At 67.3% G+C, this 19,364-nt stretch carries 12 protein-coding genes; 5 read left to right on the plus strand and 7 right to left on the minus strand.

Annotation, left to right across the window (positions count from 1 at the left end):
* Positions 1-1,204: cytochrome P450 (locus QOC76_RS17345; protein ID WP_526358533.1), on the minus strand; the 1,204-nt coding region annotated here is incomplete at its 3' end.
* 140 nt (positions 1,205-1,344) lie between these two features.
* Here QOC76_RS17345 and QOC76_RS17350 point away from each other — a divergent pair.
* Entirely contained in the window at positions 1,345-2,334 is a 990-nt protein-coding gene (locus QOC76_RS17350; RefSeq protein ID WP_526358535.1) for a malate dehydrogenase, read from the plus strand.
* A gap of 30 nt (positions 2,335-2,364) precedes the next feature.
* On the opposite strand, the gene QOC76_RS17355 is transcribed toward QOC76_RS17350, so the two are convergent.
* Positions 2,365-2,583 carry a hypothetical protein gene (locus QOC76_RS17355; protein WP_526358537.1) on the minus strand — a complete coding sequence of 73 codons (219 nt, stop codon included), beginning with the start codon at positions 2,581-2,583 and terminating at the stop codon, positions 2,365-2,367.
* Positions 2,584-2,665: 82 nt separating this feature from the next.
* Here QOC76_RS17355 and QOC76_RS17360 point away from each other — a divergent pair, with 82 nt between their 5' ends.
* Together QOC76_RS17360 and QOC76_RS17365 are read left to right on the plus strand one after the other, a co-directional pair.
* A complete protein-coding gene (locus tag QOC76_RS17360; protein WP_526358694.1) occupies positions 2,666-3,844 on the plus strand; it encodes an NAD(P)-dependent malic enzyme in 1,179 nt (392 codons plus the stop codon).
* 7 nt (positions 3,845-3,851) lie between these two features.
* Positions 3,852-4,697 (plus strand): type 2 periplasmic-binding domain-containing protein, encoded by an 846-nt coding sequence (locus QOC76_RS17365; protein WP_526358539.1) that lies wholly within the window; start codon positions 3,852-3,854, stop codon positions 4,695-4,697.
* Between the two features lie 115 nt (positions 4,698-4,812).
* Here the strand turns inward: QOC76_RS17365 and QOC76_RS17370 are convergent, their stop codons facing one another.
* The 3 genes from QOC76_RS17370 to QOC76_RS17380 all read right to left on the minus strand — a co-directional run bounded on the left by QOC76_RS17370 (position 4,813) and on the right by QOC76_RS17380 (position 10,638).
* Positions 4,813-5,649 (minus strand): SDR family NAD(P)-dependent oxidoreductase, encoded by an 837-nt coding sequence (locus tag QOC76_RS17370; RefSeq protein WP_526358541.1) that lies wholly within the window; start codon positions 5,647-5,649, stop codon positions 4,813-4,815.
* Between the two features lie 230 nt (positions 5,650-5,879).
* Positions 5,880-9,677: a multifunctional oxoglutarate decarboxylase/oxoglutarate dehydrogenase thiamine pyrophosphate-binding subunit/dihydrolipoyllysine-residue succinyltransferase subunit gene (locus QOC76_RS17375; RefSeq protein ID WP_526358696.1), complete on the minus strand. Its 3,798-nt coding sequence runs from the start codon at positions 9,675-9,677 to the stop codon at positions 5,880-5,882.
* A gap of 217 nt (positions 9,678-9,894) precedes the next feature.
* Complete coding sequence (locus QOC76_RS17380) at positions 9,895-10,638, minus strand: hypothetical protein (protein ID WP_526358543.1); 744 nt, start codon at positions 10,636-10,638, stop codon at positions 9,895-9,897.
* Between the two features lie 169 nt (positions 10,639-10,807).
* Here QOC76_RS17380 and QOC76_RS17385 point away from each other — a divergent pair, with 169 nt between their 5' ends.
* Both QOC76_RS17385 and QOC76_RS17390 read left to right on the plus strand, forming a co-directional pair.
* On the plus strand, positions 10,808-12,088 hold the full coding sequence (locus tag QOC76_RS17385) for a multidrug effflux MFS transporter (protein WP_526358545.1): 1,281 nt from the start codon (positions 10,808-10,810) through the stop codon (positions 12,086-12,088).
* Between the two features lie 207 nt (positions 12,089-12,295).
* A complete protein-coding gene (locus QOC76_RS17390; RefSeq protein ID WP_526358547.1) occupies positions 12,296-14,434 on the plus strand; it encodes an MFS transporter in 2,139 nt (712 codons plus the stop codon).
* A gap of 51 nt (positions 14,435-14,485) precedes the next feature.
* Here QOC76_RS17390 and QOC76_RS17395 read toward each other — a convergent pair whose 3' ends face one another.
* Both QOC76_RS17395 and QOC76_RS17400 read right to left on the minus strand, forming a co-directional pair.
* Positions 14,486-15,832, minus strand: coding sequence for an FAD-binding oxidoreductase (locus QOC76_RS17395; protein ID WP_526358698.1), 1,347 nt, complete (start codon positions 15,830-15,832; stop codon positions 14,486-14,488).
* A gap of 8 nt (positions 15,833-15,840) precedes the next feature.
* On the minus strand, positions 15,841-19,251 hold the full coding sequence (locus QOC76_RS17400; protein ID WP_526358549.1) for a TM0106 family RecB-like putative nuclease: 3,411 nt from the start codon (positions 19,249-19,251) through the stop codon (positions 15,841-15,843).
* Positions 19,252-19,364: the final 113 nt, after the last annotated feature.

Below are 19,364 nucleotides of genomic sequence, written 5' to 3' on the forward strand. Positions count from 1 at the left end.
CGGGTAGTCGCTTGAAGGTGTTGTTGAGATTCGACCGGATCCGCACCGGTTCGCCCGTCAACTCGATCGTGGCGAATGAATCGAGTAGTTCCTCGAAGAACACCCTGCCCTCGAGCCGGGCCAGGTGTACGCCCAGGCAGAAGTGACTGCCGATACCGAACGACAGATGCGGGTTCGGGTGTCGATGGATGTCGAAAGTCTGCGGCTCGCTGAACACGTCGTCATCGCGGTTGGCCGATGTGTAGTACATCGCCACTTTGTCGCCTGCGGCGATGTGAGTGCCGTTGAGTTCAACGTCGACGAGCGCGGTGCGCCGGAAATAATGCAGCGGGTTGTCGTAGCGGATGATCTCCTCGACCGCGGCCGGAATGAGAGAAGCGTCTGCCCGCAGTTCGGCGAGCTGGTCGGGATGCCGCAGCAGCGTGAGCAATCCAGAACCGAGCATTCCCTTGGTCGTGTCATTACCCGCCGTGACGAGCTGCACGAAGAAACTGCCGAACTCGATGTCGCTCATCGGCTCACCGCCGAAGTCGGCTTCCAGGATTGCGGTCGTCAAGTCGTCGGTCCGATCAGCGTGACGCCGGTTCGCGGCGAGTTCGATGGCATACATGGCCATCTCGATCGTTGCGGCTTCAGATCCGCCGTCGGCGATGTCCGGGTCCTGGCCGGAAGTGTTGCGCTCGGCCAATTGGTGGATGTGCGCCCAGTCCTGTTGCGGTAGCCCGAACAACTCGCCGATCACGCGCGTCGGCAGCGGCGAGGCGACTTCGTGAACGAAGTCCACCTTGCCGCGATCGTGAGCCTCGGCCATGATCGCTCCGCATATCTCGCGCACCCGTCCCTCGATGGCACCGATGACCCGGGCGCGGAAGTGCAGCGACAGGGGAGCGCGGTGCGCGGTGTGGGCGGGCGGGTCCATCGCGAGGAGCATGTTGCGCATCATCGCCAGGTTCTCCGGCGACATGGTCTCAACGACGACGCCTCCCTCGCTGGCCGAGAAAGTGTCGGTGTGGCGGGCAACGTGTGCCACGTCGGCATGACGTAGGACCGCCCAGAACCCGGGCTCACCGGCCATGGGCTGCCAATGGACGGGATCGGTCCGTCGCAGCACGGCCAGCGCCTCGTGCGGCGGACCGTCTACGAATGCGTCGGGGCTGGCCAGGTCGACGGCCGCGGTGCTGGACACGTCAACCGACCAGGACACCGGGTCGCGGCACACCCTCGGCGGCACCGATGCGGACGGCCGTGGGAACGTCGACCGTAGTCATGTCGGCCGCCTCTCGCCGGGAGATCTGAGTGCGCTAGTTTCGTCGCGGACCATTGTCTTCCCAAGGAGCCTTCGACGTGAGCACTTCTCCCCTCAAGGTCGCGGTCACCGGAGCCGCCGGCCAAATCGGCTACAGCCTGCTGTTCCGCCTGGCGAGCGGCTCGTTGCTCGGTCCCGACCGCCCGATCGAGCTGCGCCTGCTCGAGATCGAGCCTGCGCTGAAAGCGCTCGAGGGTGTCGTGATGGAGCTCGACGACTGCGCGTTCCCATTGTTGGCCGGCGTCGAGATCGGTGCGGACGCCAACAAGGTCTTCGACGGAGTGAACCTTGCGCTGCTGGTCGGCGCGCGGCCGCGGGGTCCCGGCATGGAGCGCGGTGACCTGCTCGAGGCCAACGGTGCGATCTTCACCGCCCAGGGCAAGGCGCTCAACGAGGTCGCCGCCGACGACGTCCGCATCGGCGTCACCGGCAACCCGGCCAACACCAACGCGCTCATCGCGCAGAGCAACGCACCCGACATCCCGAAGGAGCGGTTCTCCGCGCTGACCCGGCTGGACCACAACCGGGCGATCTCACAGCTGGCCCGCAAGACCGGCGCCAAGGTCACCGACATCAAGAAGATGACGATCTGGGGCAACCACTCGGCGACCCAGTATCCCGACGTGTTCCACGCCGAGGTGGGCGGCAAGAACGCCGCAGAGGTCGTCGGCGATCAGGACTGGATCGAGAACGACTTCATCCCGACGGTCGCCAAGCGAGGGGCGGCGATCATCGACGCCCGTGGCGCCTCATCGGCCGCGTCGGCCGCGTCGGCGACCACCGATGCCGCCCGTGACTGGCTGCTCGGCAGCGCCAACGACGACTGGGTGTCGATGGCGGTCGTCTCCGACGGCAGCTACGACGTCCCCGAGGGACTGATCTCCTCGTTCCCCGTCACCACGAAGAACGGCGACTGGTCAATCGTGCAGGGGCTGGAGATCGACGAGTTCTCCCGCAGCCGGATCGACAAGTCGACCGCAGAGCTTGCCGACGAGCGCAAGGCGGTCAAAGACCTCGGTTTGATCTAGGCGCAGGCACGATTTCGTCGACGTCGGCGATCAATCGTCGAAATCCGGGCCGATGCTGCGATCGAGCGGCTCACCGGGCCGGTGGTTGGGTGCGGCGTCGATGCGTTTCCATTCGCCCTGCGCGTAGTACTGCGACCACTTGCCCGGCTCCGAGTAGTGCAGGACGAGAACCCCATCAGCGATGAAGTCGTAGACATCGTCGTCTCCGCAGTCCTGCGCCCCGTCACCGAGCCGTACCGTGAAAGCCATACATGCAGTATTGCGGAGTGCTCGATGCGGCGTCGTCGACGTGGAAAAAGTCGATTAGGTTACCTACCAGTTCGTCGTTACCCTGAGGTTCGTGCCTGAAAAGTCCGAGAAACCGCAGATCATCGTCACTGACGAGGAGATCTTCGAGGCGCACGTAACGGGAAAACTCTCCGTCGAATTGAAGGCTCCGTTGGACACCCAGCGGGCCTTGTCGGTCGCCTACACGCCCGGGGTGGCTCAGGTCAGTCGGGCGATCGCGGCCGATCACACCCTGGCCGCGCGCTACACCTGGGCGAGCCGTCTGGTGGCCGTCGTCAGTGACGGCAGCGCCGTGCTCGGCCTCGGCGACATCGGCGCTGCGGCCTCGCTGCCCGTGATGGAGGGCAAGTGCGGACTGTTCAAGGCGTACGGCGATCTGAATGCGATCCCGATCGTGTTGGACACCAAGGATCCCGACGAGATCGTCGAGACGCTGGTGCGGCTGCGGCCGACCTTCGGGGCGGTCAACCTCGAGGACATCTCCGCGCCGCGTTGCTTCGAGATCGAGCGGCGCCTCATCGAGGCCCTCGACTGTCCGGTGATGCACGACGACCAGCACGGCACCGCGATCGTCGTGCTCGCGGCGATGCTGGGTGCGACGAAGGTGCTCAACCGAGAGATGTCGTCGCTGCGCGTGGTCATCTCCGGTGTCGGCGCGGCGGGGATGGCGTGCGCGAATATCCTTTTGGCCGCCGGTGTTTCGGATATGACGGTGCTCGACTCGCGCGGCATCCTGCATCGGAACCGCGGAGACCTGACCCCGGTGAAGTTTGATCTGGCCCAGCGCACCAACCCCGACGGCCTTTCCGGCGGCATGGTCGAGGCGCTCAAGGGCGCCGACGTGTTCCTCGGGCTTTCGGGTGGCGTCGTGCCCGAGGAGTTGATCGCGACGATGGCTGCCGACGGCATCGTGTTCGCATTGTCCAACCCCGACCCGGAGATCCATCCGGAGGTCGCGGCCAAGTATGCCGCCGTGGTGGCGACCGGCCGTAGCGACTTCCTGAACCAGATCAACAACGTGCTGGCGTTCCCGGGCGTGTTCCGCGGTGCGCTGGACGCAGGCGCCCGCCGGATCACCGAGAAGATGAAGGTCGCTGCCGCCGAAGCCATCTTCGGGGTGGTGGGCGACGACCTCGCTCGCGAGTACATCGTTCCGAGCCCGCTGGACCCGCGCGTCGGGCCCGCCGTGGCCGCGGCGGTCGCAGCAGCCGCGGACGCCTGACGACCCGATGGCCGCCCGTCGGCTCACCGTCGCGCTGATCGCTTCGTTCCTCGTAGCGGGCTGTGGCGGAACGACGCCCAGCCAATCGGTCGCCGTCGGGGCGCGTGACGACGTGGAGTCGACGCTGCTGGCCAACCTCTACGCCGCTGCGCTACGGACCTACGGCACCGACGCCCATGTCGAGGTGGTGCCCGACCCGTTGACCGGGCTGGACTCGGGCGACATCCGGGTGGCGCCGGGTCTCACCGGTCGGCTGCTGAACACCTTCGCGCCCGACGCCAGGGCGCGTGCCGCTGTTCAGGTTTACCGCGACATGGTGTCGGCCCTGCCCGAGGGCGTGGCCGCAGGCGATTACGCGGAGTCGGCGGAGGACAAGCCGGCGCTCGCGGTCACCGAGGGCACCGTCGACGCGTGGGGCGGACGTGATGTGACCGCGGCGGTCCGCAACTGCGACAAGCTGAAGATCGGCCGGGTCGTCGATGTCCCTCAGCCGCGGGCCATCGGGACGTGTATGGCTGCGGTGCGCGATTACCCGGATGCCGCAAGGCTTTTCGATGGGCTGCGGATCGGCCAGGTGACTGCGGCGTGGACGTCGACGGCCAACCCGGACATTCCCGCAGACGCGCTTGTGCTGGCGGACCGCACCGCGCTGATTCGCGCGGAGAACGTCGTGCCACTGTACCGCCGCAACGAGCTCACCGAGATGCAGGAGCTCGCGCTCAACGAGGTGGCGGGCGTGCTGGACACCGCCGGGTTGGTACAGATGCGGCGGCAGGTCGCAACGGGCACCGATCCGGCCCACGTCGCCGACGGTTACCTTGCCGAACACCCGTTGGGTCCGGCCAGCCGCTAACCCTTTCCCGCCGGCCCCGCACCGCGAGCGTGCGTGTTTGCACCCGACACGCCGCAGAACCGCGGCATTCTGCGCGCGCTCGCGGCCGGGCGGGCGCGCGGTTAAGGCACGTGCGTCAAGCCAGCGAGCTGGTGGGCCCTTGTCGGGATGTGACAGCGGCAACGACCCGCTGATAGCCGGAACCGGTCACCCGCGCCAAGAGGTCGAGTGCCTTCGCATCATTGCCGACCAGCACCCGGGCCTTGTTCTTGCGGACGCCGTCCAGGATCACCCGTGCGGCTTTCTGCGCAGACGTGCTCGCAAGCTTCTTGTCGAAGAACTTCGCGAGTTCCGCCTGGTCCACACCCTCAACGGCGGCGGAGTTGCGGGCGATAGCGGTCTTGATGCCACCGGGATGGACGCACGTCACCTTGACCGGACGGCCCGCGACGAGCATCTCCTGACGCAGCGCTTCGGTGAACCCGCGCACCGCGAACTTGGCGGCGTTGTAGGCGCCCTGCCCCGGCACAGCGAGCAACCCGAAGACACTGGAGATGTTGATGACGTGCCCGTCGCCGGAGGCGATCAAGTGTGGCAGAAAGACTTTGGTGCCGTTGACCACGCCGAAATAGTCGACGTCCATCACCCGTTCGATGTCCTTGAACTGGCTGGCCTCGATGCTGCCCATGAAGGAGATGCCCGCGTTGTTGTAGATCTGGTTGACGGTGCCGTAGTGCTCCTTGACCGCGTCGGCGTAGAGCTCGAACGCCTCTCGCTCGGTGACGTCGAGCCGGTCCGTCTTCACCGGCGCGCCGATCGCGGTCAGCCGCTCCTCGGTTGCGGCGAGGCCCTCGGTGTCGACGTCACTGATCGCCAGCTTGGCACCGGAGCGGCCGAGCTCGATGGCCAGCGCCTGGCCGATACCGGAACCGGCACCCGTCACGACGGCGACTTTTCCGTCGAAGCCCTTCATGCATGCACCCCCAGATGTGGACTGACTCGGGACGAGGTTAGTCGGTACCGCTGGTAGCGCGTTAATCGGCTGCCGCTCCGTCCGCAGCGAGAGTGCGCAGACTGCCGCCGATCGCGGCGTGTCGCGGCGCAGACGCGCACGCTCGCGGTGCAGGGTGCAGGGTGCAGGGTGCAGGCGGCAGACGCGCACGCTCGCGGTGCGGGGTGCAGGCGGCAGACGCGCGGCAGAGGCTAGGGGGCGAACGCCTCGTCGAGGATCTCCTGCTGCTCGACGGCGTGCACCTTCGACGACCCCGACGACGGCGCCGACATCGCACGCCGCGAAATCCGCTTGAGTCCCGGCAATTTGTCCGGCAGCAACTCGGGCAGAGTCAGGCCGAACGTCGGCCACGCACCCTGGTTGGCAGGCTCCTCCTGCACCCAGAAGAACTGCTCGGCGTTGGGATAGGAGTCCAGCGTCTTGCTGAGCCGTCGCCTGGGCAGCGGGGCGAGCTGCTCGATGCGCACGATCGCCACGTCGTCGCGGTGGTCCTTGGCCTTGCGGGCCACCAGCTCGTAGTAAATCTTGCCGCTGGTCAACAGGATCCGCTTGACCTTGGTGCGGTCGCCGTCACCGTCGGTGTAGGTCGGCTCCTCCATGACCGACCGGAACTTCTGCTCGGTGAAGTCGCGGATGTCGCTGACCGCGGCCTTGTTGCGCAGCATCGACTTCGGCGTGAACACGATCAGCGGCCGGTGGATACCGTCCAGCGCGTGCCGCCGCAGCAGATGGAAGTAGTTCGCCGGCGTCGAGGGCACCGCGATCGTCATCGAGCCCTCGGCCCACAGCAGCAGGAATCGTTCGATGCGGCCCGAGGTGTGGTCGGGACCCTGGCCCTCGTGACCGTGCGGCAACAGCAGCACGACATCGGATAGCTGACCCCACTTGGCCTCGCCGGACGAAATGAACTCGTCGATGATCGACTGGGCACCGTTGACGAAGTCACCGAACTGCGCCTCCCACAACACGACTGCGTCGGGATTGCCGACGGAGTAGCCGTATTCGAAGCCCACCGCGGCGTATTCGGACAGCGCCGAGTCGTACACCATCAACTTGCCGCCCGTCGGCTCACCGTCGGAGTTCGTGGCCAGCAGCTGCAATGGCGTGAACTCGGCACCGGTCTTGCGGTCGATGATCACCGAATGCCGTTGGGTGAAGGTGCCGCGCCTGGTGTCCTGGCCGGACAGTCGGATCAGCTTGCCCTCGCCGATCAGCGACCCCAGTGCCAGCAGTTCGGCGAAGGCCCAGTCGACCTTGCCTTCGTAGGCCATCTCCCTGCGCTTCTCCAGCACCGGCTTGACCCTCTGGTGCACGGTGAAGCCATCGGGCAGATCGAGGTGGGCGTCGCCGATGCGGGCCAGTACCGACTTGTCCACGGCGGTGTCCATGCCGGCGGGCACCATCTGGTCGCTCTCCACCGACTCGCTGGGCTCGATCTCGTGCTTCTCGAGCTCGCGGACTTCGTTGAAGACCTGCTCCAACTGGCCCTGGTAGTCGCGGAGGGCGTCCTCGGCTTCCTTCATCGAGATGTCGCCGCGGCCGATCAGCGCTTCGGTGTAGGTCTTGCGGACGCCGCGCTTGGTGTCGATGGCGTCGTACATCGAGGGTTGCGTCATCGACGGGTCATCGCCCTCGTTGTGCCCGCGGCGGCGGTAGCACAGCATGTCGATGACGACGTCCTTCTTGAACTTCTGCCGGAAGTCCATCGCCAACCGGGCCACCCACACCGCTGCCTCGGGATCGTCGCCGTTGACGTGGAAGATCGGCGCGCCGATCATCTTCGCGACGTCGGTGCAGTACTCCGACGACTTCGCGTCGGAAGGCGAAGTGGTGAAACCGATCTGGTTGTTGACGATGATGTGGATCGTGCCGCCGGTGCGGTAACCGCGCAGCAACGCGAGGTTCAGCGTCTCGGCGACCACGCCCTGGCCCGCGAACGCCGCGTCGCCGTGCAGCATCAGCGGCACCACTGCAAAGTCTTCGGAGTCGTCGACTCCGTTCTTGATGTCCAGCAGGTCCTGCTTGGCCCGCACGATGCCCTCGAGGACAGGGTCGACCGCCTCGAGGTGGGACGGGTTGGCCACGAGCGACACCGCAATGTCGTTGTCGCCGAACATCTGTATATATGTGCCGTTGGCGCCGAGGTGGTACTTGACGTCACCGGAACCGTGCGCCTGTGACGGGTTCAGGTTTCCCTCGAACTCACTGAAGATCTGCGAATACGGCTTGCCGACGATGTTGGCGAGCACGTTGAGCCTGCCGCGGTGCGGCATGCCGATGACGACCTCGTCGAGCGCATGCTCTGCGGCCTGGTCGATCACGGCGTCCATCATGGGGATGACGGTTTCCGCGCCCTCGAGTGAGAACCGCTTCTGGCCAACGTATTTCGTTTGCAGGAAGGTTTCGAACGCCTCCGCGGCGTTCAGCTTGGACAGGATGTACTTCTGCTGCGCGACGGTGGGCTTCTCGTGCTTGACCTCGATGCGCTCCTCCAGCCACTTCTGCTGATCGGGCTCGAGGATGTGGGTGTACTCCACGCCGACGTGGCGGCAGTACGAATCACGCAGCAGGCCAAGGACGTCGCGCAGCTTCTTGTACTGAGCCCCGGCGAAACCGTTGACCTTGAACACCCGATCGAGGTCCCACAGCGTCATGCCGTGGGTGGTCACATCGAGGTCGGGATGGTTGCGGAACCGGCTCTTGTCCAACCGCAGCGGGTCGATGTCGGCCATCAGGTGCCCGCGGTTGCGGTAGGCCGCGATCAACTCCATGACGCGCGCGTTCTTGTCGACGATGGAGTCGGGGTTGTCGGTGCGCCACCGCACCGGCTCATACGGGATGCCGAGCTCGTGGAAGATCTCGTCGAAGAAGTCGTCGGAGAGCAACAGCTCGTGCACGGTGCGCAGGAAATCACCGGACTCCGCGCCCTGGATGATGCGGTGGTCGTAGGTGGAGGTCAGCGTGATCAGCTTGCCGATTCCCAGTTCGGCTATGCGTTCCTGGCTCGCGCCCTGGAACTCGGCGGGGTACTCCATCGCACCGACGCCGATGATCGCGCCCTGCCCGCGCATCAGCCGGGGCACGGAGTGCACGGTGCCGATGGTGCCGGGATTGGTCAGCGAGATCGTCACGCCGGAGAAGTCGTCGGCGGTCAGCTTGCCGTCCCGGGCCCGCCGCACGATGTCCTCGTAGGCGGCGATGAACTGGCCGAACCGCATGGTGTCCGCGCCCTTGATGGCGGCCACCACCAGTTGACGGGCACCCTCCTTGCCATGAAGGTCGATCGCCAGACCCAGATTGGTGTGCGCAGGGGTGATCGCGTTCGGCTTCCCGTCCACCTCGGCGAAGTGCCGGTTCATGTTCGGGAACTTCTTGACCGCCTGCGCGATCGCGTACCCGATGAGATGGGTGAACGAGATCTTGCCACCGCGGGTGCGCTTGAGGTGGTTGTTGATGACGATCCGGTTGTCGATCATCAGCTTGGCGGGGATGGCGCGCACGCTCGTCGCGGTCGGCACGTCGAGCGACGCCGACATGTTCTTCACGACGGCGGCCGCCGCGCCGCGCAACACCTGGGCTTCGTCGCCGTCGGCGGCGGCGGCGGACTTCTCCGCCGGTTTCGCTTCTGCCGCCTTGGGTTTGGCAGGCGCCGACTCCGCCTTTGGCTCGGCAGGCGCCGACTCCGTCTTCGCAGGGGCCGATTCCTTTTTGGCGGGAGCCGGCTCGGACTTGGCTGATGATGCCTCGGTCTTCGCGGGAGCGGGCTCCGTCTTGGCAGCAGGCGTGGGGGCTTTGGTGCCGTTGTCCTGTGCGGGTTTCGGCGCGGGGGCGGGCCCCGGCTCGCGCGGCGCGGTCGGGGCCGACGTCGACCGCTGTCCGTTGTCCGCGTCGTTCGACGTGCCTGTGATCGCTTCGGGCGAGTAGTCGACTAGAAATTCATGCCAACTCGGATCGACCGAGGAGGGATCCTCGCGGAACTTGCGGTACATCTCCTCGACCAACCACTCGTTCTGTCCGAATGGTGAAGTTGAACTGCTCACGGCAGCTACTCGCCTCGATTCCTTCTTTTCGGCAAGTGTCCGAACGGACGCCTGCCCGTCTCTTGTTCCTTCCAGCCTGCGGTTACCCCGCATCAACGCCGCCTAAAGGCTAGCGCCTTCACCCATGTGCGGACGCCACAAGAGCCCTATTGGGAGGGCAGCGGCATCAGCGCTGCGGCGGCGGCAGCACGTGCAGTTTCGACGGCCAGCGCGGCGGCGGCGAACCGAACGCCATGCGGGCGTTCTCGATGATGCGCTTGCCCATCAACCGGTTGCCGACACCGCCGACGACAGCGCCGATGCCCACCGGCAGCAGCTTGCCGAAGGCGATCGCGCCTCGCTTGAGCGCGTAGCGCTTGACGAAGTAGCGCAACAGCCGCGAATTCAGCTGCGCCACTGCGGGCAGCGGCAGCGTTGCCGCTCCGTCACTGAGCCACGCACCCTTGGTGCGGCCGGGTCCGAGCAGGTCGGCGACCGCGTGCTTACTGTCCTCGCCGACCAGCACGGCCAGCACCAGCGCGCGCCTGCGTTCGCGGTGCTCGGCCCCGATGCCGTGCACCTCGGCGACGGCCAGGACGAACACCGCCGTCGCCTCCAGGAAGACCACGGTCTCGCCTGCTACGGCGGACAGCGCCGCCAGCGTGCCGATGCCAGGGATAGCCGCCGCGGAGCCGACGGCCGCGCCGCTGGCCATCACCGCGGCCAGGTACTGCTTCTCCAGCCTGGTGACGATTTCGGCGGGCGTCGCGTCCGGACTGCCGTCCCGCAACCGCTCGACGTAAGCCCTGACCGCGGGGCCCTGCACGCGAGCACCGCGCTCGATGATCTCCGACAGCACACGTGCGGCGGCCCCGGGATGTTCATCGGCCGTCGCCGGCAGCTGGCTCTTGGCCTTGAACCGAGCGCTCATTGCGGCCTCCTGGGATGGACGTGTCCGTTGCCTTCAGGCTAACGGTTGTTCAACGAACGGCGGAGGCCTGTCGTGCCCGCCGAGGACGCGAGGAGCAAGGCGAAGTGGTGACGGTCGTCACGGGGCTGTTCCGGGAAGAAATTTTTGATTTAGCGGGCTAACCAATTGCATGGCAACATCGCCCGATGTGAATCCAAAATCACCCAGCCGCTGGCGCATGATCATTGTGCTGGGTGTGATGGTCGCGCTGGGCCCACTGACCATCGACATGTATCTGCCCGCGCTGCCGAAGATCGCCGACGACCTGTCGGTGTCGTCGTCGGTCGTGCAGCTCACGCTGACCGGGACGCTGGCCGGGCTGGCGCTCGGTCAGTTGATCGTCGGCCCGCTTTCCGACTCGCTCGGCCGCAGGCGGCCGTTGATGGCGGGCATCGTGCTGCACATGGTGGCGTCGGTCATCTGCATGCTGGCGCCGAACGTTGTCGTGCTTGGCCTGGCCCGTGTGCTGCAGGGCGTCGGGGCGGCTGCGGCCATGGTGGTCGCGATCGCCGTCGTCGGTGACTTGTTCTCCGATTCCGTGGCCGCGACGGTGCTGTCCCGGCTGATGCTGGTGCTCGGCGTGGCGCCGGTCGTCGCGCCGTCGCTCGGCGCAGCGGTCCTGCTGCACGGCTCGTGGCATTGGGTGTTCACGGCGCTGGTGGTGCTGGCGGGTGCGCTGCTGCTGGTGGCGGCGCTGGCGCTGCCCGAGACACTGCCGCCGTCCCACCGCAGGCCGTTGCGTGTGCGCGGCATCGCCGCGACCTATGCGGAGTTGCTGCGCGACATGCGGTTCGTCATCCTCGTGCTGGTCGCCGCTCTGGGGATGTCGGGCCTGTTCGCCTACATCGCGGGCGCGTCTTTCGTCCTGCAGGGCACCTACGGCCTCGACCAGCAGGCCTTCGCATTGGTCTTCGGCGCGGGTGCGGTCGCGCTGATCGGTGCGACCCAGTTCAACGTCGTGCTGCTGAAGCGGTTCTCTCCGCAGGCGATCACGCTGTGGGCGTTGGCCGCCGCACTTGTAGCCGCGGGAGTTTTCGTGGGCCTGTCCGTGGCGCATGCCGGCGGGCTGGCCGGTTTCGTGGTGCCGGTGTGGGCGATTCTGGCCGCGATGGGCCTGGTCATCCCCAATGCGCCGGCCGCCGCGTTGTCCCGGCACCCCGATGCCGCTGGCACTGCAGCCGCACTGTTGGGGGCTGCGCAGTTCGGCCTCGGCGCCGCGGTGGCGCCGTTGGTGGGTGTGCTCGGCAACGACCAAGTTGGGCTGTCCATCGTGATGGCCGCCGGTGCGCTGGTGGCGCTGTTGGCCCTCGCTCCCTCGCTGCGCTGGGGGCACCCCGATACGGTCGGTGTTTCTACCAGCGACAATGCCGACGAGTCCGTTCCCGGCGAGGCGGTATCCGAGCCGGCGTAGTTGTCCCGGCCGAAATCCGTCCGTACCGTCGTTGCGAATTACTTCTCGTGGGTAACTAAAGGGGACGGTCGCTTAGCTGCAATCCATCGTGACCTCACCGCGCTGAGCGGGGCAGGCCGGCAGCGAAGTCCTTGAGAACAGGCGATTGCGGTGGCGCGAGGCGTCAGAAGCCGACACCATCGAGGGAGGCCGAGACGAGGTGGGGATATGACCACGGCGCTGCGGGGCCGGCCCACGGGTGGGGCCGCGCCGGTCGCTGACCCGTGGCATGCGCTCTGGGCCATGATGGTCGGCTTCTTCATGATCCTGGTCGACGCGACCATCGTGGCGGTCGCCAACCCGTCCATCATGGACAAGCTGGGTGCCAGCTACGACGCCGTCATCTGGGTGACCAGCGCCTACCTGCTCGGCTTTGCGGTGCCTCTGCTGCTGGCAGGCCGCCTCGGCGACCGTTACGGGCCGAAGAACCTCTACCTGCTCGGCCTGCTGGTGTTCACCGGCGCGTCGCTGTGGTGCGGACTGTCCGGCACCATCGGCATGCTCATCGCGGCCCGGGTGGTGCAGGGTGTCGGCGCCGCGTTGCTCACTCCGCAGACCCTGTCCACGATCACCCGGATCTTCCCCGCCGAGCGACGCGGGGTGGCGATGAGCGTGTGGGGAGCCACCGCGGGGGTCGCCACTCTGGTCGGACCGCTGGCCGGCGGTGTCCTCGTCGACGGGCTCGGCTGGCAGTGGATCTTCTTCGTCAACGTGCCGGTCGGAATCATCGGGTTGGTGCTGGCCTTCCGGCTGGTTCCGGAACTCCCCACCGAGCAGCACGGTTTCGACATCATCGGGGTGCTGCTCTCCGGCATCGGCATGTTCATGGTCGTCTTCGCCCTGCAGGAAGGGCAGTCACACGACTGGGCCCCGTGGATCTGGGGCACGCTGGCCGGTGGGGTGGGCTTCATGGCCGCGTTCGTCTTCTGGCAGCAGGCCAACCGCAACGAGCCGCTGGTGCCGCTGGGTATCTTCCGCGACCGCGACTTCAGCCTGTCCACGCTCGGTGTCGCCACCATCGGCTTCGTCGTGACGGCGATGATCCTGCCGGTGATGTTCTATGCGCAGGCGGTGTGCGGTCTTTCGCCGACCCGCGCGGCCGTGCTGACCGCGCCGATGGCGATCGCGACCGGTCTGCTGGCCCCGTGGGTCGGCAAGATCGTCGACCGGTACCACCCGCGGCCGATCATCGGATTCGGCTTCTCGGTGTTGGCGGTCGCGTTGACGTGGTTGTCCGTCGAGATGACGTCGACGACGCCGATCTGGCGAATCGTGTTGCCGCTGGCCGCAACCGGCGTGGGCATGGCGTTCATCTGGTCGCCGTTGGCGGCGACGGCGACGCGCAACCTGGCATCGGATGTAGCAGGCGCAGGCTCGGGTGTGTACAACGCCACCCGGCAGGTGGGGTCGGTGCTGGGCAGCGCAGGCATGGCGGCGTTCATGACGACGCGGATCAGCGCCGAGATGCCAACGGCGGGCGACGGACCGGGCGGCGAGGGTTCCGTCACCCAGCTGCCGCGTTTCCTGCACGAACCGTTCGCCGCCGCAATGTCTCAGTCGTTGCTGCTGCCGGCGTTCGTCGCGTTGTTCGGTGTGGTCGCGGCGATGTTCCTGCTCGGGTTCGGCAGCCAGGCCGCCCCCGAGCCGCAGCGTTCCGACGCGGCCGACCACCTCCATGACGACGCCGATTACGTCGACGACGACGACTATGTCGAGTTCACCGTGAAGCACGACGAACCGCTTTCCGCCGCGGCGCCTGCTGTCGCGGAGGTCGCCCCCGCGCATGTCGAGGACGAGGGGGACACCCAGCCGATCGCCGCGCGGCAGGAGCATCACCTCACACCTGCCGCGGATACGCGCCATGACCCCCACCCAGCGCCCGTAGAGCCGCTAGTGCCGCCCGTGGAGCAGGTGGAGGCGCCTGGGTATCGAGGTGGGCCCGGCCGCAGCCTGCTCGATTTCCTCGCCGATGTACCTCCGCCGCCCCCATCGGTGGAGCCGATTGGCTTCGCCCACAACGGGTTTCACACCGATGACGAGCAGCGGTTCCAGCCGCTCAGCCGCTTCGAGATCAGCCAGGAGCCGCCGCCGCATGCCGAGCCCGAGTCGCAGAAGCCGGACGTTCTCAGCCCCGACTACCCGCTCGACTTCGGCAGCCATGCCCATTATGAGAGCCCGGACGGGGTTGGCTTCGAGCCGCGCCACGAGTTGACCGACGACGAGCCCCGATCCAACGGCAGGCATTCCCGCGCCGAACCCGGCGACACATCGAGCCGCCGTGGGCGGCACTCCAGGCCGGGCGAATAGCCGGAAACACCCGCCCGGCCTCAGGCGTCGCAGTGGTTCAGGTCGGTACCACTAGTCGAACAGCACGGCCGCGTTGAGATAGCCGCCAGGGTCGAACGCGGTCTTGACCACCCGCATCGCAGCGATGTCGCCCTCGGTTCGCGACATGGGAACGTAGTCGCGTTTGCGGCTGCCGACACCGTGTTCCGAGCTGACATTGCCTCCGCACCGGGCGATCAACGCCATCATCGCCGAATACAGTCGGGCCTCCCGCTCCCCTTCCAGCGCGCAGCGCACCACGTTGAGGTGCAGGTTGCCCTCGCCGATGTGGCCGAACAGCACCGGGATGGCGTCGGGCGCATGCTCGGCGATCAGCTCACCGGATTCGCGGGCGAACCCCGCGATCGCCGACAAGGGAAGGGACACATCGAATTTGAGCGGCGGCCCGTAGACGCCGAGGACCTCGCCGAGCGATTCGCGGACCTGCCACAGCCGCTGCTGGGTGTTGACGTCGACACCGACGGCGGGCTCACCGGTCAGCCGTGCCTGATCCAGCGCGTCGGCCAACTGCTCGGTCTGGTCGGAGTCGGCGGCGAGTTCGATGAGCAGCTGCCACGCGCCCTCGACCGGCGCGGCCAGGCCCAGGTGCTCGGCGGTCAGTGCGCTGGCGCGGGCGTCGATCAGCTCCAGCGCTGCGATGCCGTCCATGTCGCGGAACTCACGGCCCGCCTCGACGAGATCGTCGAGATCGGCGAACCCGCAGACCGCCGTCACCCGGTTGGTCGGTATGGGGTGCAGTCGCAGATCCAGTCCGGTGATGACGCCGAGCGTCCCCTCCGCGCCGACGAACAGCGATGCGAGGTCGTAGCCGGTGTTGTCCTGACGAACTTGGCTGTGCCGTCTGACAATTGAACCGTCGGGCAGCACCACGTCCAAGCCGATCACCTGCTCGCCCATGTTGCCGTAGCGCACGGTGCGCAGTCCGCCTGCGTTCGTCGACGCCATGCCGCCGACGGTGGCGGAGTCGCGCGCGGCGATGTCGACACCGAACACCAATCCGGCCTTTTTCGCCGCCCGCTGCACATCGGCCAGCGTGACGCCCGCTCCGACCTGGATTCGTCGTTCGACGGCATCGACCTCGCCGATATCGGTCAGCCGCTCAGTCGACAGCAGCACGTCGTTGTGCTCGGGAACGGTGCCCGCCACCAACGAGGTGCGTCCACCCTGGACGGTGACGTGGGCGTCGGCGTCGCGGCACGCGCGAAGCACCGCGGCGACCTCCTCGGCGGTTCCCGGCCGCACCAGGACGCTGGCGCGCCCTCGGTAGCGGCCGGTGTGGTCAACGCTGCGGCCGTCGAGGACGTCGGGATCGGCGCTGACGTGCGCGGCGCCGACGATCCCGGCGAGCCGGTCGGCCAGCGAATCGGTCACTCCGTGGGTTTATCACACGACGGCAGCGACAGGAACGCGCCCAATTCGATCAGGCGGTCCGGCGTCGTCGGAAGGTACTCGGTCAGCGTCTCGGATCGGACGATGATGCTCGCGTACTTGGCCCGGCTGATCGCGACGTTGAGCCGATTGCGGTTCAGCAAGAACGCGATTCCCCGCGGAACGTCGTCAATGGAGGACGCCGTCATCGAGACGAACACCACCGGCGCCTGCCTGCCCTGGAACTTGTCGACGGTGCCCGCCCGCACATCGGCCAGTCCGGCCGCGTCGAAACGTTGGCGCAGCAGCACCACCTGCGCGTTGTAGGGCGTCACCACCAGCACGTCGTCCTGTTTCAGAGAGCGGGTTCCGTGCTCGTCGGTCCACGCCGATCCGAGCAGCCGTTTCACCTCGGCCACGATGGCGTCGGCCTCTTCAGGGCTGTCGGTCGAGTTGCCATCGTGGTCGACGGTGAGCACCCGAACGCCGGGGGCGTGGCCGGCGAGGGTGCGCGCCGCCGTCACGCCGTCGAACGAGCGCAGCCGACCCTCATAGGACAGGCGCGACACCGCCGCGCAGACCGCTGGGTGCATGCGGTAGGACACGTCGAGGAAGTAGCCGAGTTCGGCGGGCAGCGTGTGCCTGCCGTCGACCAGCCAGCCCAGTGCCGACGTGTCGACCGGTTCGGGGTGGGTGCCCTGGCTGACTTGCGGTAGCTGCTGCGGATCCCCAAGCAGCAGTAGGTTTCTCGCGGCCGGTGCCACCGCGATGGTGTTGGCCAGGCTGTATTGCCCGGCCTCCTCGATGACTAGCAGGTCGAGGCTGTTTCGAGGCACGCGGCCGGGATTGGCGAAGTCCCACGCGGTGCCGCCGATCACGCAGCCGTCATGGTCGGCGATGAACGCCGGATACTCCTTCTCGTCGATCTCCTGCCAGCACGCGTCGGTGCCGTGCTTCTTCTTGGCCACCAGCGCCGGGTCGACTCCGGCAGCGATGACGTCGCGGAACAGATTCTCGACCACGGCGTGCGACTGCGCGACGACACCGATGCGCCAGTCGCTGTGCATGACGAGATTCGCGATCACCGCTGCCGCCGTGAAGGTCTTACCCGTTCCCGGTGGTCCGTGCACCGCCACGTACGACGAGTCGAGGTCGAGCAGTGCTGCGGTGATCGACTCGGCCGCCACCGGATTTCGTGGGAGCGGTGCACCGCTGCCGGTCCGCGGTGGACAGCGCAGCAGGATGTCGATGACCGCGCTGGGCGGAAGCTGGGGCAGACCGGCAGCGATCTCGGTGGCGGTCGCCTCGATCGAGTCGCGCAGGGGACCCGTCGAGATCGGCGGCCCGGGGGTCAGCGCGAACGGGCATTGATCGAATGGGCCGCCCTTCCTGGGTTCCCGTTCGACGACGAGCACCTCGGTCGGTGCGGCCGGATCGTCACACTCCGTCACGGTGACCGACCCGAACGCCCTGCGTTCGGTGTCATCGGTCAGGCCGGCAGGGGAGGGCGGCTCGTAGAGCGCGTACATCGACTTGCTCAGCTCGCCCGTCGCGATGCCGCCGTAGAGCCGCACCCACCGCTGCGGCTTGCGCGCTTTCGGTGGTGTGTGCCAATCGGATTCGACTACAGCCTTCTCGGCGATGAAGACGTCGGAATTGTCGCCCCACTCGTCGACCGGATTGTTGAGCCGGTCGAAATGTCCCCACCAGTACGGCTTGTCCTCGCGCCGGTGATAGCCGCGGGCCGCCGCGATCATCGCCACCGCCGTCTGTTCGGGGCTGCGGCCGGCGGGGTCGTCGCCGACGAACTTCGCCAGCGTGCGCGCCAACGTGTCGTCGTCGGTGATGGGGGCGCTGTCGGCGACCGGCTGCGCGCCGACAGGAGGCACGGCGTGCTCGATCGCCCGACAGATCAACCAGTCCCGCAGCTTGCGCGTCGACGTGCAGTCATATCGGTTGTAGTCCTCGATCTCCTTCAGGACGATCGCCGCGTCGTCGTCCCGTCCCGCGGCCTGCAACTCGCAGTACTTCGCGTACTGCGTGATCGAGTCGGTAGCCGTCGTGACATCCCCGCTGCGAAGCTGCCCACCCATGTACAGCGGCTCGAGCGACTTCAGGCTGTAGTTCTCCGTCCCGACCCGAACGCTTTTGCGCACCAAGGGATAGAGGTCGACGAGAACGCCGTTGCGAAGCAGGTCGTCCACTTCGTCTTCACCCTCGCCGTAGCGCCCGGCGAGGCGCAGCAGCGCGGTCTTCTCATACGCCGCGTAGTGATAGATGTGCATGTGCGGAAAGCGCCTGCGCCTGTGCCGGACCATCTTCAGGAAGTCGCGGAGCGCCTGGCGCTCGTCGGTGCGGTTGTGCGCCCACAGCGGCTTGAAATCGTCGGCGGTGTCGAGAACGCCGAACAGATACTCCAGACCCCATTCACGGCCGTCGTCCGTCCACAACGGGTCGCCCTCGAAGTCGAAGAACAAGTCACCCTTGTCGGGCTCGGGCAGCACCATCAATGGCTGCGCGTCGGCGATCTCATACGGCGGCTTTCCGTCGATGCGTGGCGTCAGCTGCAAACGCGCCTGCGCGCTCAGCGTGGCGACCGTACGCGCGGACAACTCCGGAACGGCGCCGTCGTGCCGGGCAAGGTCTGTCACGGTGGCGATGCCCGCGTCGATGAACCGGGCGCGCTGGCTGGCCCGCATCCCCGCGACAAGCAGCAGGTCGTCGTGCTCGCGGACCTGATCGGTGCACTCCGGGCACCGGAAGCAGGCGCGGACGTGGTCGTCGGACCATCTGACCGCCCTGCCGCCGGCAAGATGGCCGTCGAGCAGGCGTTCCAGTTCGGCTCGCCGCGGCCGGTACACCGGCACCAGCTCATCGACGCGGTAGCCGACGGTGGCGGTGTCGCCCAGCACCAACTCGACCTCGTCGGAGACCGGCACGCCCGCCGCGGCCAGGGTCTCTGCGTACGCCGCCAGCTGCAACAGCGCCTCGACCTTGACCGACCGCGCGAGCTTCGTATCGCGCAACCGGTAGCGCTCGCCGTCGAACACCAGGAAGTCGGCGAAACCGACGAACCGGCCGTCGAACATGGCCGCCTGGTAGATCACCGGCGCCCGCCGCTGCACCGCCCGTAAGGTCGCTTCGGCGGCCGCCTCGAGACCGGCGACGGTGTAGTGGGGCCGACCGATGACGGCCACCGTGCCCTCTGCCGCCGACCGCAATTCGCCCAGATGGCGCTGCTCGTGCTCGCCGCCGAGTTTCGCCGTGCGGGCCAGCAATTCGTCCTCGGCGGCGACCGGCGGACCCCATCCGAGCCTGGCGTCGAACGAGCGCAGCAGCGCGTACTCGCAGCGGGCCGCGGCTGCGAGGTCGGAGGCACTGTAGATCACTCGATCGTCGGCGACGAACACGTGCCCAACTGTAGGGGAGCCGGCCGACAGTCAGCCCCCGCTGACTGTCGCCCAAACGTGCATTTGGGCGCAATTTCGCGGCGTGTCGTCACCCAAACGGACGTTTCGGCGAA

This window comes from Mycobacterium sp. (assembly GCF_032159565.1).
Lineage (GTDB): Bacteria > Actinomycetota > Actinomycetes > Mycobacteriales > Mycobacteriaceae > Mycobacterium.

Coding starts and splice junctions, on each gene's coding strand:
- QOC76_RS17385 (WP_526358545.1), top strand. CDS start 10,808: ATGGCAACATCGCCCGATGTGAATCCAAAATCACCCAGCCGCTGGCGC.
- QOC76_RS17365 (WP_526358539.1), top strand. CDS start 3,852: ATGGCCGCCCGTCGGCTCACCGTCGCGCTGATCGCTTCGTTCCTCGTA.
- QOC76_RS17370 (WP_526358541.1), bottom strand. CDS start 5,649: ATGAAGGGCTTCGACGGAAAAGTCGCCGTCGTGACGGGTGCCGGTTCC.
- QOC76_RS17380 (WP_526358543.1), bottom strand. CDS start 10,638: ATGAGCGCTCGGTTCAAGGCCAAGAGCCAGCTGCCGGCGACGGCCGAT.
- QOC76_RS17390 (WP_526358547.1), top strand. CDS start 12,296: ATGACCACGGCGCTGCGGGGCCGGCCCACGGGTGGGGCCGCGCCGGTC.
- QOC76_RS17355 (WP_526358537.1), bottom strand. CDS start 2,583: ATGGCTTTCACGGTACGGCTCGGTGACGGGGCGCAGGACTGCGGAGAC.
- QOC76_RS17375 (WP_526358696.1), bottom strand. CDS start 9,677: ATGTACCGCAAGTTCCGCGAGGATCCCTCCTCGGTCGATCCGAGTTGG.